At 54.6% G+C, this 15,079-nt stretch carries 14 protein-coding genes; 5 read left to right on the plus strand and 9 right to left on the minus strand.

Translation table 11 applies throughout. The annotated features are described in order from the left end of the window. Window positions 1-213 precede the first annotated feature (213 nt). The 3 genes from HV314_RS06030 to hypF all read left to right on the plus strand — a co-directional run bounded on the left by HV314_RS06030 (window position 214) and on the right by hypF (window position 4,253). The gene (locus HV314_RS06030) at window positions 214-1,227 is read left to right on the plus strand and encodes a LacI family DNA-binding transcriptional regulator (RefSeq protein ID WP_181547573.1); all 1,014 of its coding nucleotides are present in this window, start codon (window positions 214-216) and stop codon (window positions 1,225-1,227) included. A gap of 145 nt (window positions 1,228-1,372) precedes the next feature. Next, the gene (gene hydN / locus HV314_RS06035) at window positions 1,373-1,918 is read left to right on the plus strand and encodes an electron transport protein HydN (RefSeq protein ID WP_003037366.1); all 546 of its coding nucleotides are present in this window, start codon (window positions 1,373-1,375) and stop codon (window positions 1,916-1,918) included. A 94-nt stretch (window positions 1,919-2,012) separates the two neighbouring features. After that, the gene (gene hypF / locus HV314_RS06040) at window positions 2,013-4,253 is read left to right on the plus strand and encodes a carbamoyltransferase HypF (protein ID WP_181547575.1); all 2,241 of its coding nucleotides are present in this window, start codon (window positions 2,013-2,015) and stop codon (window positions 4,251-4,253) included. Window positions 4,254-4,362: 109 nt separating this feature from the next. Here hypF and norW read toward each other — a convergent pair whose 3' ends face one another. After that, window positions 4,363-5,496 (minus strand): NADH:flavorubredoxin reductase NorW, encoded by a 1,134-nt coding sequence (gene norW, locus HV314_RS06045; protein WP_115190308.1) that lies wholly within the window; start codon window positions 5,494-5,496, stop codon window positions 4,363-4,365. Continuing rightward, a complete protein-coding gene (gene norV / locus HV314_RS06050) occupies window positions 5,493-6,941 on the minus strand; it encodes an anaerobic nitric oxide reductase flavorubredoxin (protein ID WP_016154175.1) in 1,449 nt (482 codons plus the stop codon). The genes norW and norV overlap by 4 nt, the downstream gene beginning before the upstream one ends. Window positions 6,942-7,131: 190 nt before the next feature. Between norV and norR the strand changes: the two genes are divergently transcribed. Next, entirely contained in the window at window positions 7,132-8,649 is a 1,518-nt protein-coding gene (gene norR, locus HV314_RS06055; RefSeq protein ID WP_181547577.1) for a nitric oxide reductase transcriptional regulator NorR, read from the plus strand. Here the strand turns inward: norR and gutQ are convergent. The 7 genes from gutQ to srlA all read right to left on the minus strand — a co-directional run bounded on the left by gutQ (window position 8,646) and on the right by srlA (window position 13,610). Then, window positions 8,646-9,611 (minus strand): arabinose-5-phosphate isomerase GutQ, encoded by a 966-nt coding sequence (gutQ, locus tag HV314_RS06060; RefSeq protein ID WP_016157311.1) that lies wholly within the window; start codon window positions 9,609-9,611, stop codon window positions 8,646-8,648. The two genes, norR and gutQ, sit on opposite strands and share 4 nt — an antisense overlap. Continuing rightward, window positions 9,604-10,377, minus strand: a complete 774-nt coding sequence (gene srlR / locus HV314_RS06065) for a glucitol operon DNA-binding transcriptional repressor SrlR (protein ID WP_003037350.1) — start codon at window positions 10,375-10,377, stop codon at window positions 9,604-9,606. Before srlR ends, gutQ begins: the two co-directional genes overlap by 8 nt. Before the next feature lie 70 nt (window positions 10,378-10,447). Further along, window positions 10,448-10,807 (minus strand): transcriptional regulator GutM, encoded by a 360-nt coding sequence (gutM, locus tag HV314_RS06070; protein ID WP_016154172.1) that lies wholly within the window; start codon window positions 10,805-10,807, stop codon window positions 10,448-10,450. Window positions 10,808-10,905: 98 nt separating this feature from the next. After that, complete coding sequence (gene srlD / locus HV314_RS06075) at window positions 10,906-11,685, minus strand: sorbitol-6-phosphate dehydrogenase (RefSeq protein WP_003037345.1); 780 nt, start codon at window positions 11,683-11,685, stop codon at window positions 10,906-10,908. Window positions 11,686-11,702: 17 nt separating this feature from the next. Then, entirely contained in the window at window positions 11,703-12,065 is a 363-nt protein-coding gene (srlB, locus tag HV314_RS06080; RefSeq protein ID WP_016157310.1) for a PTS glucitol/sorbitol transporter subunit IIA, read from the minus strand. Between the two features lie 13 nt (window positions 12,066-12,078). Next, on the minus strand, window positions 12,079-13,050 hold the full coding sequence (srlE, locus tag HV314_RS06085; protein WP_016154170.1) for a PTS glucitol/sorbitol transporter subunit IIB: 972 nt from the start codon (window positions 13,048-13,050) through the stop codon (window positions 12,079-12,081). Next, window positions 13,047-13,610 carry a PTS glucitol/sorbitol transporter subunit IIC gene (gene srlA, locus HV314_RS06090; RefSeq protein ID WP_016154169.1) on the minus strand — a complete coding sequence of 188 codons (564 nt, stop codon included), beginning with the start codon at window positions 13,608-13,610 and terminating at the stop codon, window positions 13,047-13,049. The genes srlE and srlA overlap by 4 nt, the downstream gene beginning before the upstream one ends. Window positions 13,611-13,874: 264 nt before the next feature. Between srlA and mltB the strand changes: the two genes are divergently transcribed. Next, on the plus strand, window positions 13,875-14,954 hold the full coding sequence (mltB, locus tag HV314_RS06095) for a lytic murein transglycosylase B (RefSeq protein ID WP_181547579.1): 1,080 nt from the start codon (window positions 13,875-13,877) through the stop codon (window positions 14,952-14,954). Window positions 14,955-15,079: the final 125 nt, after the last annotated feature.

Here is a 15,079-nt window from a genome sequence, read left to right on the forward strand (position 1 = left end):
GTTGGTCGCTTTTCTGGGTTGATGAAACACAGATAGGAAACCGGTTCCACAAAATCATGTTTAAATTACACGTAATGGGCAAGTTTTAATTTTGATCATTTTTTATAATTGTGACTCCGATCACCAGATGTCAGCGTTTGCAATTTAGCAGCAAGGACAGCGGCGAAACGGTGCAGTACACTGCGTCACATTGAGAGAAAAGGGATGAGTAATATGACCACGATGCTGGAGGTGGCGAAGCGTGCCGGGGTGTCAAAAGCGACGGTTTCCCGGGTGCTTTCCGGGAATGGCTATGTCAGCCAGGAAACCAAAGACCGCGTGTTTCAGGCCATTGAAGAGAGTGGTTACCGCCCTAACTTGCTGGCACGCAGTCTGGCAGCGAAAACCACGCAGACGCTGGGTCTGGTGGTAACTAACACCCTTTATCACGGCGTCTATTTCAGCGAACTGCTGTTTCATACCGCGCGGATGGCGGAAGATAAGGGACGCCAGTTGTTGCTGGCTGACGGTAAGCACAGCGCAGAGGAAGAGCGTCAGGCGATCCAGTACCTGCTCGACCTGCGCTGTGACGCGATTATGATCTATCCGCGTTTTCTTAGCGTGGATGAGATAGACGATATCATCGACGCCCACGCCCAGCCGATTATGGTGCTTAATCGGCGGCTGCGGAAAAATACCAGCCACTGCGTGTGGTGTGATCAAAAGCAAACCAGTTTTAATGCTGTTACTCAGCTCATTGCCGCCGGGCACAAAGAGATTGGTTTTATTACTGGCTCGATGGATTCGCCTACCGGCGTGGAGCGACTTTCAGGCTATAAAGACGCGCTGGCACATCATGGCATTCCGCTTAATAGTGATTTGATTGTTAAAGGGAAATGGACGCCATCCTGCGGCGCAGCGGGAGTCGAAACTTTGCTTTCGCGTCAGGTCAATTTTACCGCGCTGGTGGCCAGCAATGATGATATGGCGATCGGTGCGATGAAGCAGTTGCACGCGCATGGCGTGAGCGTCCCTGCTCAGGTGTCGGTGATTGGCTTCGACGATATCGCCATCGCGCCATACACTATTCCGGCGCTTTCCAGCGTCAAAATCCCGGTAACGGAAATGATTCAGGAAACGATAGGCCGCCTGATCTTTATGCTGGATGACGGGGCGTTTACGCCGCCAAAAACCTTCACCGGTGAACTCATTCAACGCGACTCTGTTGCGCCGCTCGTTTTGCGCTGACGGCTGTCATTTGTCATCGTCACTAGTGACGATGACACGGCTTCTCTGCATTCATCAAAATAAAAAACCTTTAATAACAGTTAATTAAATTCTGGCACGATTTATGAATGCTTCGGCAGATAATCTGTCATTGCTGGAGAAATTGATGAACCGTTTCATCATTGCAGACGCCAATAAATGCATTGGTTGCCGTACCTGTGAAGTGGCCTGCGTGGTATCCCATCAGGATAACCAGGACTGCGCATCGCTGACCCCTGAAACCTTTTTACCCCGCATTCACGTCATCAAAGGCGTTAATGTCTCCACGGCGACGCTGTGCCGCCAGTGTGAAGACGCGCCGTGCGCTAACGTCTGCCCGAACGGTGCAATCAGCCGTGATAAAGGCTTTGTCCACGTGATGCAGGAGCGCTGCATTGGGTGTAAAACCTGCGTTGTGGCTTGCCCTTATGGCGCAATGGAAGTGGTCGTGCGTCCGGTTGTTCGTAACAGCGGGGCAGGTCTGAACGTCCGGGCAGAAAAAGCCGAAGCCAATAAGTGTGACCTGTGCCACCATCGTGAGGCCGGTCCTGCCTGTATGGAAGTCTGCCCGACTCACGCGCTGATTTATGTGGATCGCAATAAGCTTGAGCAACTGAGCGCTGAAAAACGCCGTCGCGCGGCGCTGGATTCCACGGCATCTTTGCTGTTCTGATATCTGAAAATCCGCGTAAAATACGTGCCGGATAAGGCGAAGCCGCCATCCGGCAAACGGACATTTCAGGGATACAATACCGCGGGAATTCATCATGACAATAAACAACCACTCCGGCGTACAGCTGCGTATTCGCGGTAAGGTACAGGGCGTCGGATTTCGCCCCTACGTCTGGCAACTGGCGCAGCGGTTACAGCTACATGGCGATGTGTGTAACGACGGTGACGGTGTGGTTGTGCGTATACAGGAAGATCCGGCAGAGTTTATTGCGCAATTGCATCAACACTGCCCGCCGCTGGCGCGCATTGACAGCGTTGAGAGCGAACCGTTCGCCTGGACGCAGCCGCCTGCCGATTTCTCGATTCGGCAAAGTGCTGGCGGAACGATGAATACGCAAATCGTTCCGGATGCCGCGACCTGTCCAGAATGTCTGGTTGAAATGAACACCCCCGGCGAACGCCGCTATCGTTATCCCTTTATCAACTGCACCCACTGTGGCCCGCGCTTTACGATTATCCGCGCCATGCCCTACGATCGCCCGTTTACCGTGATGGCGTCATTCCCACTCTGTGCGCAATGCGATAAAGAGTATCGTGATCCGTACGACCGTCGCTTCCATGCCCAGCCCGTTGCCTGTCCGGCATGCGGTCCCCACCTCGAATGGTTTAGCGCGGGTGAGCGGGCGGAGAAAGAAGAGGCGTTGCAGGCGGCAGTATCGCGCCTGAAAGCGGGCGGTATTGTGGCCGTTAAAGGGATCGGTGGGTTTCATCTGGTGTGCGATGCACGAAATGATGACGCCGTAGCGCTGCTCAGGCTGCGCAAACACCGTCCGGCAAAACCTTTGGCAGTGATGTTGCCCGGTGATGACGGACTGCCTGAACCCGCTCGTCGTTTGCTGACAACCCCAGCCGCGCCGATCGTGTTAGTGCAGAAACGCTATGTCGCAGCATTGAGCGAGGGCATTGCGCCAGGGTTAACGGAAGTGGGCGTCATGCTGCCAGCGAATCCGTTGCAGCATTTGCTCTTACAAGAGATGAATTGTCCGTTGGTAATGACCTCAGGCAATCTCAGCGGCAGACCGCCCGCTATTACCAACGCCCAGGCGCTGGAAGATTTACACGAAATTGCCGATGGTTTCCTGCTGCATAACCGCGAAATTGTGCAGCGGATGGATGACTCTGTGGTACGCGACAGTGGGGAGATGCTGCGTCGTTCACGGGGTTACGTGCCGGATGCGGTGGCGCTGCCGCCAGGATTTCACGACGTGCCGCCGATGCTTTGCCTGGGCGCAGATCTGAAAAATACCTTCTGCCTGGTGCGTGGTGAACAGGCGGTTATTAGCCAGCATTTGGGCGATCTCAGCGATGACGGCATTCAGCAGCAGTGGCGTGATGCGCTGCGCCTGATCCAGAACATTTATGACTTTACGCCGCAGCGTATCGTGCATGATGCACACCCTGGTTATGTTTCCAGCCAGTGGGCCAGCGAAATGAATCTGCCAACCGAAACGGTGCTGCATCACCATGCGCATGCCGCTGCGTGTCTGGCCGAGCACGGCTGGTCGCTCGATGGTGGCGACGTGATTGCTCTGACGTTAGACGGTATCGGCATGGGGGAAAACGGCGCGCTGTGGGGGGGAGAGTGTTTGCGGGTCAACTATCGTGAATGCGAACACCTTGGCGGCTTGCCAGCGGTAGCGCTGGCGGGGGGCGATCTGGCGGCAAAACAGCCGTGGCGCAATTTGCTCGCGCAGTGCCTGCGTTTTGTTCCTGACTGGCAGCGCTACCCGGAAACATCGGTGCTGCAACATCAAAACTGGAACGTGCTGGCGCGCGCCATTGAGCGGGGGATTAACGCACCGCTGGCGTCATCGTGCGGACGGCTGTTTGATGCCGTTGCCGCCGCGCTTCAATGTGCGCCGGAATCGCTGAGTTATGAAGGTGAGGCGGCCTGCGCGCTGGAGGCGATGGCATCGCAATGTGCTGGCGTTGAGCACCCTGTCACGGTGCCGCTTGATGGCAATCAGCTGGACTTAGCGGTTTTTTGGCAGCAATGGCTGACCTGGCAGGTCAAACCTGCCGAAAGAGCGTGGGCGTTTCACGACGCGCTGGCGCGTGGGTTTGCCACCCTGATGCGTTTGCAGGCCGAAGAGCGGGGGATTAAGACGCTGGTATTCAGCGGAGGTGTGATGCATAACCGCTTATTGTCAGCCCGGCTGGCGTTTTATCTTCATGATTTTACCTTACTGTTCCCGCAGCGTTTACCGGCGGGCGACGGCGGGTTGTCGTTGGGGCAGGGCGTGATTGCCGCGGCGCGGGCGTTGGCGCAAAAATAAAAAAGCCCCGGGACTGGCGGGGCAAGAACAACAGGTCGGGGCATACCGACAAGTGGCAACGCACATCCATGTGCGTGAGGTTAATAAATCAAGCAACGGTATCCTGTACTTACACGGGCAGCGTTTTCAGCAGCGCAAAGGCCTCTTTCATGCGGTCTTCGCTGACGACAAAGGCACATAGCTGGCCTGCGTCGTTCATCCCTCTGGCCACTATCCCTTGCGCTTCGGCGGCAATATGCCAGTTCAGATCGCGGCGCTGGGTTTCCCCAGCCAGATGCAAGGGTAATTCCGGCGTTTTGACTTTTACCAGCATGGCAGGCAACTTCAATGGTGCATTGCCGCCGAGCAGGTTTTTCGCCAGATACATGGCGCTCAGCTGAATCGGTTGCAGGAACGGGAGTACCTGACCGTTAATTTCCGCACAGTCGCCGAGAGCATAAATGTCCGGGTGACTGGTTTGCAGGTAGCTGTCGACGCAGACGCCACGATTGATGTTCAATCCGGCGCGACGCGCCAGCGCGGTTTCAGGGCGCAGACCCGTAGCGGCGATCACCGCATCGACTTCTACGCTGCGGCTACGATCGAGCGTGGCGCGAATCCCCGACTCCGTTTTCTCCAGCCCCTGAATCTGCGACTTCAGCAGCAGGTGTACGCCCATATCGGTCAGACGATGCTGTAAGCGACTGCTTACTTCTGGCGGCATCAGCGAAGCCAGAATGCTGGCGGCGTTGTCGATAAGCGTCACCGCTTTACCAGCACGACAAAAATCCATCGCCAGTTCGCTGCCAATCAAGCCGCCGCCGACAATCAGCACCCGTTGGGCGTCACGCAGTTGTGTTTCACAGGCGCGATACTCTTGTTGGCTGTTCAATGTGAGCATTAACTCACGTCCGGTAATCGGCGGTACGAACGCCGACGCTCCCGTCGCCAGCACCAGTTTGTCGTATGGCCACTGTTGCTCCTGGCTTTTCACTACGTGAGCATCGGCATCGATGTCGGTTACCCAGGTGTGCGGGAACAGGCGCAAATTAAACTGTTCGGCAAACTCCCCCGCCGACTGGCGGGTGAGGTCGTCTGCACGTTGCGACTGACTGATAACATGGCTGAGATCGGGCTTGTTGTACTCATCCATACTGTCTGCAGCAATCAGGGTTAGCGGGACATTTGCATCCTGCTTACGGATATTTTTGACTAACTGGCGGGCGGCGAAGCCTGAACCAATAATGACAATTCCGCGGCTCATTTTGCCTCCGTTGCCAGTACGTCAAAGACGTCTTTACCTAATGAACATTCCGGGCACAGGAAGTTATCCGGCACGTCGCTCCACGGTGTTCCCGGCGCGACATCCTGCAGCGGTTCACCTTTTGCCGGGTCGTAAATCCACTGGCATACGCTGCACTGCATGCTTGGACCAAGATCAGCGGCAGCCGCAGCGGCACAGGCGCACTCTTCCTCTTTGGTTGCCGTTTTGACGATTGTTTCCGGCAGCGGAGCAAGCGCCCACTGACGTGCGATTTCACGGCCATGCTGGCGACACAGTTCCAGCGCGTCCAGATCCGGACGCCATTTCGCTTTCAGACTCAGCGACATCTCGAAACCGGCATCCTGCAAGCGTGTGGACAAACGGTCTACCGCGCCGCCGCTCCAGCCGTGTGAACCAAAGGCGCTGGCGCGTTTGTTACGAAAACGCAGGCCGGTCATCTCTTCTACCAGACCAGCGATTTTTGGCATCATTACGTTATTCATCGTTGAAGTACCAACCAGCACGCCTTTAGAGCGGAAGACGTTAGTCAGGACTTCGTTTTTGTCGCTACGGGCGACGTTAAAGATTTTCACCGCCACGTTCGGGTCAACTTCGTTAATGCCCTGGGCAATGGCGTCCGCCATCATGCGGGTGTTGTTGGACATGGTGTCGTAGAAAATGGTGATACGGTCTTCCTGATAGTCAGCCGCCCATTTCAGATACATTTCAACGATTTGTGTCGGGTTGTCGCGCCATACCACGCCGTGGGAAGTGGCAATCATATCCACCGGCAGGTTGAAGCCGAGAATCTCAGTGATTTTCGGTGTCACCAGACGGCTGAACGGCGTCAGGATGTTGGCGTAGTAACGCTGGCACTGTTCGAACAGTTCGGTCTGGTCAACTTCGTCGTTAAACAGACGTTCATCACAGTAGTGCTGGCCGAAGGCATCGTTACTGAACAGCACCGCATCGCCGGTCATGTAGGTCATCATGCTGTCAGGCCAGTGCAGCATCGGTGTTTCAACGAAGATCAGTTGCTTACCGTTGCCAATGTCCAGCGAGTCGCCGGTTTTCACCACGTTGAAGTTCCACTCCGGGTGGTGGTGGTGCCCGTTGATAGAGTCAATAGCGTTGGCTGTGCAGTAAATTGGGGTGTCAGGGATGCAGGACATCAGCTCAGTCAGCGCACCGGCATGGTCCTCTTCCGCGTGGTTAATGATGATGTAGTCGATATCTGCCAGGTCAATTTCACTGCGCAGGTTCTGCACGAATTCACGGCTAAACTTGTGGTCTACTGTATCGATCAGGACATTTTTTTCTTCACGGATGAGATAGCTGTTGTAGCTGCTACCGCGCAGCGTTTTATATTCAGTCCCGTGGAAATCACGAACTTCCCAGTCACGTTGGCCAACCCAATGAATGTTATTTTTAACCAGAATAGACATAGCAACCTCAGTAATTAATTCAGCGTTTTTCTAAAAAAGATGTTTTGCTTATTGCAGGTTGCGTGCCAACTTTTTATTTGTTGATTTTAAAGGGTTTGTTTTTTAATGCCTATAAGGTAGTAGTCAAAATGACTATTCATTTTATTGTCAATATGACAATATGAATTGTCAAAATGACAATGAGGTCGTCATGAGTTTTTCCGTAGACGTGCTGGCGGGTATCGCCATTGAATTACAAAGCGGTATTGGACATCAGGACCGTTTTCAACGCCTGATAACCACCTTGCGTCAGGTGTTGGAGTGCGACGCGTCGGCATTGCTGCGCTATGAGTCGCGACAGTTTATTCCGCTGGCGATCGATGGGCTGGCGCAGGACGTTCTCGGCAGGCGCTTTACCCTGGAAGGGCATCCTCGTCTGGAGGCGATTGCCCGCGCCGGGGACGTGGTTCGTTTCCCTGCCGACAGCGATTTGCCAGACCCTTACGATGGGCTGATTCCGGGCCAGGAGAGCCTGAAGGTACACGCCTGCATTGGCTTACCGCTGTTCGCCGGTCAAAATCTGATTGGCGCGTTAACGCTGGATGGCATGGAGCCCGATCAATTCGATGTTTTCAGCGATGAAGAACTTAGGCTGATTGCCGCGCTGGCGGCGGGCGCACTGAGCAATGCGCTGCTGATTGAACAACTGGAAAGCCAGAATATGTTGCCGGGCTCGTCGACAGCCTTCGAGCAGGTGACTGAAACCCAAATGATTGGCCTGTCGCCCAATATGCTGCAGTTGAAAAAAGAGATTGAGATTGTGGCGGGATCCGATCTCAACGTACTGATTAGTGGCGAAACGGGGACCGGGAAGGAGCTGGTAGCTAAGGCTATCCATGAAGGTTCGCCGCGCGCGGTGAATCCGCTGGTGTATCTGAACTGCGCGGCGTTGCCGGAAACCGTAGCGGAAAGTGAGCTGTTTGGTCACGTAAAAGGCGCCTTTACCGGGGCTATCAGCAATCGTAGCGGTAAGTTTGAAATGGCTGACAATGGGACGCTGTTTCTCGATGAGATTGGTGAGCTATCGCTGGCGTTACAGGCTAAGTTGCTACGTGTGTTGCAGTACGGCGATATTCAGCGTGTGGGTGACGATCGCAGCCTGCGCGTGGATGTTCGGGTGCTGGCGGCAACGAACCGTGATTTACGGGAAGAGGTGCTGGCCGGGAATTTCCGTGCGGATTTGTTCCACCGTCTGAGCGTCTTTCCTCTTTTCGTACCGCCCCTTCGTGAACGCGGCGAAGATGTGGTACTGCTGGCCGGTTATTTTTGCGAACAATGTCGGCTGCGGCTGGGACTTTCCCGCGTGGTGTTAAGTCCCGGCGCGCGTAGCCATCTGTTGAATTATGGCTGGCCCGGGAACGTGCGTGAGCTGGAACATGCCATTCACCGGGCGGTTGTTCTGGCAAGGGCCACCAGGGCAGGGGATGAAGTGGTGCTTGAGGCGCAGCATTTTGCCCTGCAGGATGAAACCCCGGCTCCGCAGGCGGAGGTTGTTGCGGAGATCCCGCAGCATCGCAACCTGCGTGAGGCAACGGAGTCATTCCAGCGGGAGATGATCCGCCGGGCGTTGGCGCAAAATAATCACAGTTGGGCGGCAAGTGCGCGGGCGCTGGAAACAGACGTCGCCAACCTGCACCGGCTGGCGAAACGTCTGGGGCTGAAGGATTAGATAATACCTGCCTGATAGAAATCCTGCAGGTTGATAGCACCGGTGAGTTTACCGTTTTCATCTACCACCGGTGCGGCAGTGATTTTGCGCTTCATCAGGATCTCTTTGGCGTCAATGGCGCGGCTCTGGGCCTGCAGCGTAATGCCATTATGGGTCATTGCTTCGCTAACCTGAGTGGTGAGCGCTCCGCCGCCAACCAGCCAGCGGCGCAGGTCGCCGTCGGTAAAGACGCCTTTCACCAGCGACTCGTCGTCGCAGACTGCCACCAGGCCAAGACCCGTACGGCTTAGTTCCAGCATCGCGTCCATGACGCTGGTGGTGAGCGTCACCTGCGGAATGGCATCGTCACGGCGCATCAGATGATGCACTTTATTTAGCAGACGAGCGCCCAGCGCACCCGCCGGATGCGAGCGGGCAAAATCTTCTTCGTTAAAGCCGCGCGCCTGCATCACGGCGATTGCCAATGCGTCGCCCATCATCAGAGTGTTCACGGTGCTGGAAGTCGGTGCCAGGCGCATCGGACAGGCTTCGCGCTCAACGGAAATATCCAGCACGGCTTTGGCTGCCAGACCCAGTGGTGAGGTCGGTTTTCCGGTCATTGCCAGCAGAGCGACGGACTTGTCTTCCAGGCGCGGAATGATGAGATCCAGTTCTTTTGCGCCGCCGGAGTAGGAAATAAACAGCATGACATCACGGCTTTCAATCATCCCTAAGTCGCCGTGCAGCGCTTCAGCCGGATGCACAAAAAAGGCGGGCGTGCCGGTACTGGCGAGGGTCGCGGCTATTTTTTTGCCAATATGGCCTGATTTGCCAATCCCGGAGACAATCACTTTGCCTTCGCAGTGGATGATAGTATTGGCGGCGCGGACAAAATCATCGCCCAGTCGTTCAGGCAGTCGGCTGGCTTCCTGTAGCTCCAGCATTAACGTCTGACGGCCCGCGTTCAGTAGTGCATCACTCATTGGTTTCTCCGGTTATGATCACTTCAATCCCTTTTGCTTCCAGCGCCTGACGAAACGCAGGGTCGATACCCGCATCGGTAATCAGCTTGTCGACGCTTTCCAGACTGCACACAACATTGGGGCTTTTGCGCCCAAATTTTGACGAGTCAGCCATCAGAATCACTTCGCGAGCGGCATTGCACATCGCTTTACTGACGCTAAACACCTCATTAAAGGTGGTCACGCCGGCATTGAGGTCAATGCCGTCGGTGCCCATGAAGAGTTTATCAAAGCTGAACTGCTCAAAGGCGTTTTCTGCCAGCTGACCGTGAAATGACGCAGATTTTTTGCGAAAGGTCCCGCCGGGCATCAGGATAGTTTGCTCGTTGTCCAGCTCTGAAAGGGCGTTAACAATGTGCAGACTGTTGGTCATGACGGTGATGTTGCTAAAGCGGGTGAGCATCGGCACCATCTGCAATACGGTGCTGCCCGCATCCAGAATAATCGAGTCGCCATCGTGAATAAAACGGACGGCGGCTTCGGCAATCTGCTCTTTTTTATGCGTATTGATTAGCGTTTTGTGATCGATTGGCGGGTCGGATTCATCTTTATTTAATACCACGCCGCCATAGGTACGAATGACGGTTCCGGCATTCTCCAGAATGACCAGGTCTTTGCGAATGGTCGTGCCGGTTGTGTCAAAGTAGTGGGCCAGTTCTTCAACCGAGCATTTTCCCTGCTTTTGCAGGTGCTCCAGTATGGCCGCCTGTCGCTGACGAGGTTTCATAGGCGTGATTACCCTGACTTATTAGGTTGCAAAATGATAATTTCGCAAGCTATTAGCATTCACAACGAAATTACCCATGTTTCAGTTTAAGCGCCAATGATAGTGCATTCTGCGCTAACGGATCATGGGGAAAGATCACATCAGGCTGTAAATCATCAAGATGTTTGCCCATTATCGTGGCAATTTTACCGGGCCTGGCAAATACAGTAAGACCTTTCATAAATAACGAATCGGTAACCCGCTGCTGTTCATCCAGCGCGATGGCGACCACCACGCGGGGTTTAAACCGTCCACCGGAACGACCTACGCCAACCCGACCCCGCTGGCAGAGTTGATCAAACGCCCGGTTAAAGCGGGATATTTGCCAGCCACCGAGCGCCAGTTGCAGGCACCAGGCGATAGCGGCGACGGTAATCAGTGCGGAAACCATAATGTGCTCCTTTGATTTTGCCGGATGGCGGCTGTGCCTTATCCGACACAGATGTGTGTAGGCCCGGTAAGCGCAGCGCCACCGGGCAATCATGTTTCTTAGAACATCACCTGACCACCGGTCACGTTAATGGACTGACCGGTGCAGTAAGAGGCTTTCGGGCTGGCGTAAAACAGCAGCATGTTCAGCACGTCCTGATAATCGCAGCCGCGCTTAAGCGGAACCTTATCAATGTAGTACTGCTCGACTTCGTCTGGCTTAAGGCCAAGCTTGGTCGCATATTGCGGTAATAATGACTGAAACATCGGTGATTTCAGCAGATTGCCGAGCATCAGTGAATGCACGGTGATCCCGTACTCTGCCAGATCCAGCGCCAGCGACTGGGTTAAACCTACGCCGCCAAATTTTGCCGCGCTATAGCCTGAGTTGTGTTTACTGCCCACTTTCCCTGATTTGGAGTTGATCTGGATAATGCGTCCCTGGACGCCATCGCGGATCATCAGGCGTGAAAATTCACGTGCGCAGAGGAAGTAGCCGACCAGATTCACCTGCAGCGAGCGGTCGAAATCCCCAAGCTGAAAGTCGCTGATAAACGCGGCTTTTGCGATACCCGCGCTGTAAACCAGCAGATCGACGCGGCCAAATATTTCATCCACTCCGCGCGACAGCGCCAGCACACTCTGTTCGCTGGTGGCATCAGCGCCAAAACCGTAGGCGGTGCCTTCGCCAAACTCGGCGTTAATTTCCTGCGCGACGTTGGCGGCTTTATCGCTTTGGATATCCACCACCGCGACGCGGTACCCTTCTGTCGCAAGCCCACGGCAAAGGAATGCCCCCAGGGTCTGGCCTCCACCAATGACAACGGCAACCTGATTCATCTTTATCTCCTTCAATCTTAAGCAATAAACTTCAAAATACAGCCCGGCGCGATACCGTCCGGTACGGGGCCCGCAACGTGTACGGTGCCGGGAAATTCAGCTTCACTCAGTCCGTCAAAACGCAGAGTGATATGCCCCAGTTCACGTAAGTTTTGTTCCGCCACGCTGCCAACGGCTGTGACCGGGTAGTGATGCTGGCCTAGCTCAAATTGGATCCCAGCCTGCAAAGAGCCGTTCAGCTCCCCATGGCAATGGATGAAGCAAAATTCTTCGATATCCGCAGGCGCGCCTTCACGAAAGGTAATTAGCATCTGGTCGCAGAGTGCATCCGGGGCGCTCTGGCCGATGCGGGTGATGGTGGTTTCATAAATCACGGTCATTTTTGAGTGCCTCTTATTGGTAAATAAAGCCGGAAACAAACCAGGCGATGAGAACGGTCGGTGCGCCGGTCAGAAAACGACTCACCAGTACGGATGGCACACCGACGCGGACCGTGTCCTGGCGCGCTTCGGCTAGCGACAATCCGACTGGAATAAAGTCGCATGCCGCCTGAGCGTTAATGGCGAACAAGGCAGGTAGCGCCAGATGCGGAGGAATGTTCCCCAAACCAATCTGTACGCCGATCAGGACGCCGATCACCTGGGCGATGACCGCACCAGGGCCGAGGAAAGGGGACAGCAGCGGGAAAGAGCAGATTAGCGCCAGGGTTACCAGCCCCAGCGGATGGCTGGCCAGCGGTGCGAGTCCATGGGCAATCCAGTCCCCCAGGCCAGACGCCATAATGATGCCGATCAGCGCCGAGACGAACGCCATAAACGGCAGAATGGTTTTCAGGACGGTATCGATAGTGTCTCGCCCGGCCTGAAACAGAACCGCAACGGCTGAACCCATTCCCATGCCGACTTTTGCCAACAGACCGTCGCTTTGTTCGGTAATTTTCTTGCTGGTGTCGTACTCGCGACCCATCGTGCTGTTTGCAGGCGTTGGCGCAGCGGATGCTTCACCGATAACGGTAATGTTTTCTTCTTTCACGCCAGAGACATAGATATCTTCGATAATATATTGGGCCAGCGGACCGGATTTACCCGTCGCGTGAATATTCACTGTTGGTATACGACGTTTTGGATAGATCCCGCAGCGCAGCGTGCCGCCGCAGTCGATGATCGCCACGCCAATTTCGTTCTCTGGCGGCTCGCCTTCTTTGAAGCCATCAACGGCCTGCCAACCTGTCAGGCTGGCTATCCTGTCGACTATTGCGGGGCGAGTCCCTGCGGTGATATAGACAATTTTCTTGCCTGGCACGGCATCCAGTTCAAGCGGGCCGCCCCAGCCGCCGGTGCCTTTTTCAATACGAATACGCGTCATGATGCAGCTCCCGCCAGATGTACTTTCTGCTCAAGTTGAATGCCCATTTTTTTCTCAAAGATGGTGGTGGTGAAATCGGTCACCCAGCCGCGGAAGAAGTTGGTCACCAGGCCGACCAGCAAATAGCTCACCGCCAGCGGGCCGAGCGGAAGACCCAGCGTGGTCAGACCGCTGGCGATCCCCAGATAGACGAACAGCTCACCGGGATTGATGTGGGGAAATAAGCCGTTCATTGAATGGCAGCTGTAAGAGGCGGCTGCGTAGTAGCTGGGCTTGAACTTTTCCGGCATAAAGCGGCCCAGGCTCAGTGTCATAGGATTACAAAACACAAATGTGCCGATGCACGGCAGCAGTAGATAGCGGGACAGCGGGTTTCCGGCGCAGCGCTGGGCAAAACGTTCAATACGTTGCTGACCGATAAAGTTAATCAGCGCATTCATGATGACCAGCAGACTGATCAGCAGAGGCAGAATACCGGTCACCATGCCGGTAAACACCTCTCCGCCTTTCTGGAACAATCCGATAAACCACTCAGCACCGAGTGTGATGGTGTCGATCATTATTCTCTCCTGTAGGGGTTTTAGTTATCTTGCCAAACGGTAACTAATTTTAATCAGATCGAAAGATTTAAAAGTGTTATTTTGATCGCAAAATGAAAGATAAATATTTTAATTTGAAAGATTGTGCGTAAGGACGCGCAAATGTGCCGGTCAGGAGTGCAAGAGGGGGGAAATTCTGTGAAGGAGAGCGACTACTGCTTCCTTGTGTGGCGGAGGATGCTTTACCATACTTCTCCCAGGCTGAATTTGTTTAATGGATGTCTCATGTTCAAGCGTCGTTATGTAGCGTTACTTCCCCTTTTCGTATTGCTTGCTGCTTGTAGCAGCAAACCTAAACCTTCAGAGACTCAAACGACTACGGGTACGCCATCCGGCGGCTTCCTGCTTGAGCCACAGCACAATGTCATGCAAACGGGCGGCGATTTTGCCAATAATCCGAACGCGCAGCAGTTCATCGAGAAAATGGTGAACAAGCACGGCTTTGACCGCCAGCAGCTGCAGGAGATCCTGTCGCAGGCCAAGCGTCTGGACTCGGTATTGCGTTTGATGGACCGCCAGGCGCCGACGACTCAACCGCCAGCCGGACCTAACGGTGCATGGCTGCGGTATCGTAAACAGTTCATCACTCCGGATAACGTGCAAAACGGTGTGGCCTTCTGGAACCAATATGAAGATGCGCTGAACCGTGCATGGCAGGTCTACGGCGTACCGCCGGAAATTATCGTTGGCATTATTGGCGTAGAGACTCGCTGGGGCCGCGTGATGGGTAAAACGCGGATTCTGGATGCGCTGGCGACGTTGTCGTTTAACTATCCTCGTCGTGCGGAATATTTCTCTGGTGAACTGGAAACCTTCCTGCTGATGGCGCGAGATGAAAGCGACGATCCGCTCGATTTGAAAGGTTCTTTCGCAGGGGCGATGGGCTACGGCCAATTTATGCCATCTTCCTATAAACAATATGCCGTTGATTTCAATGGCGATGGTCACATTAACCTGTGGGATCCGGTTGATGCTATCGGTAGCGTGGCGAACTATTTCAAAGGCCACGGCTGGGTGAAAGGCGATATGGTTGCGGTTCCGGCGAATGGCCAGGCGCCTGGGCTGGCGAACGGCTTTAAAACCCAGTACAGCATTTCTCAGCTTGCCGCCGCAAGCCTGACGCCGCAGCAGTCTCTGGGTAATCATCAGCAGGCCAGCCTGCTGCGACTGGATATCGGTACCGGTTATCAGTATTGGTATGGACTGCCGAACTTCTACACCATCACCCGCTATAACCACAGTACCCACTATGCCATGGCCGTGTGGCAATTGGGTCAGGCGGTCGCGCTGGCGCGCGTGCAGTAATCATTTGTTATCGGTCTACAGGGGCAATCCCTTGTAGACCGAATAGGCTATCCTGGTGCGTTATCCGGTACTCTTTTGAATGCGGTTTATCTATTTTCTGAATGCCCCTCGTAAAATTGTCTCCT

The organism is Citrobacter sp. RHBSTW-00887 (assembly GCF_013728095.1).
In the GTDB taxonomy this organism is placed as follows: domain Bacteria; phylum Pseudomonadota; class Gammaproteobacteria; order Enterobacterales; family Enterobacteriaceae; genus Citrobacter; species Citrobacter braakii.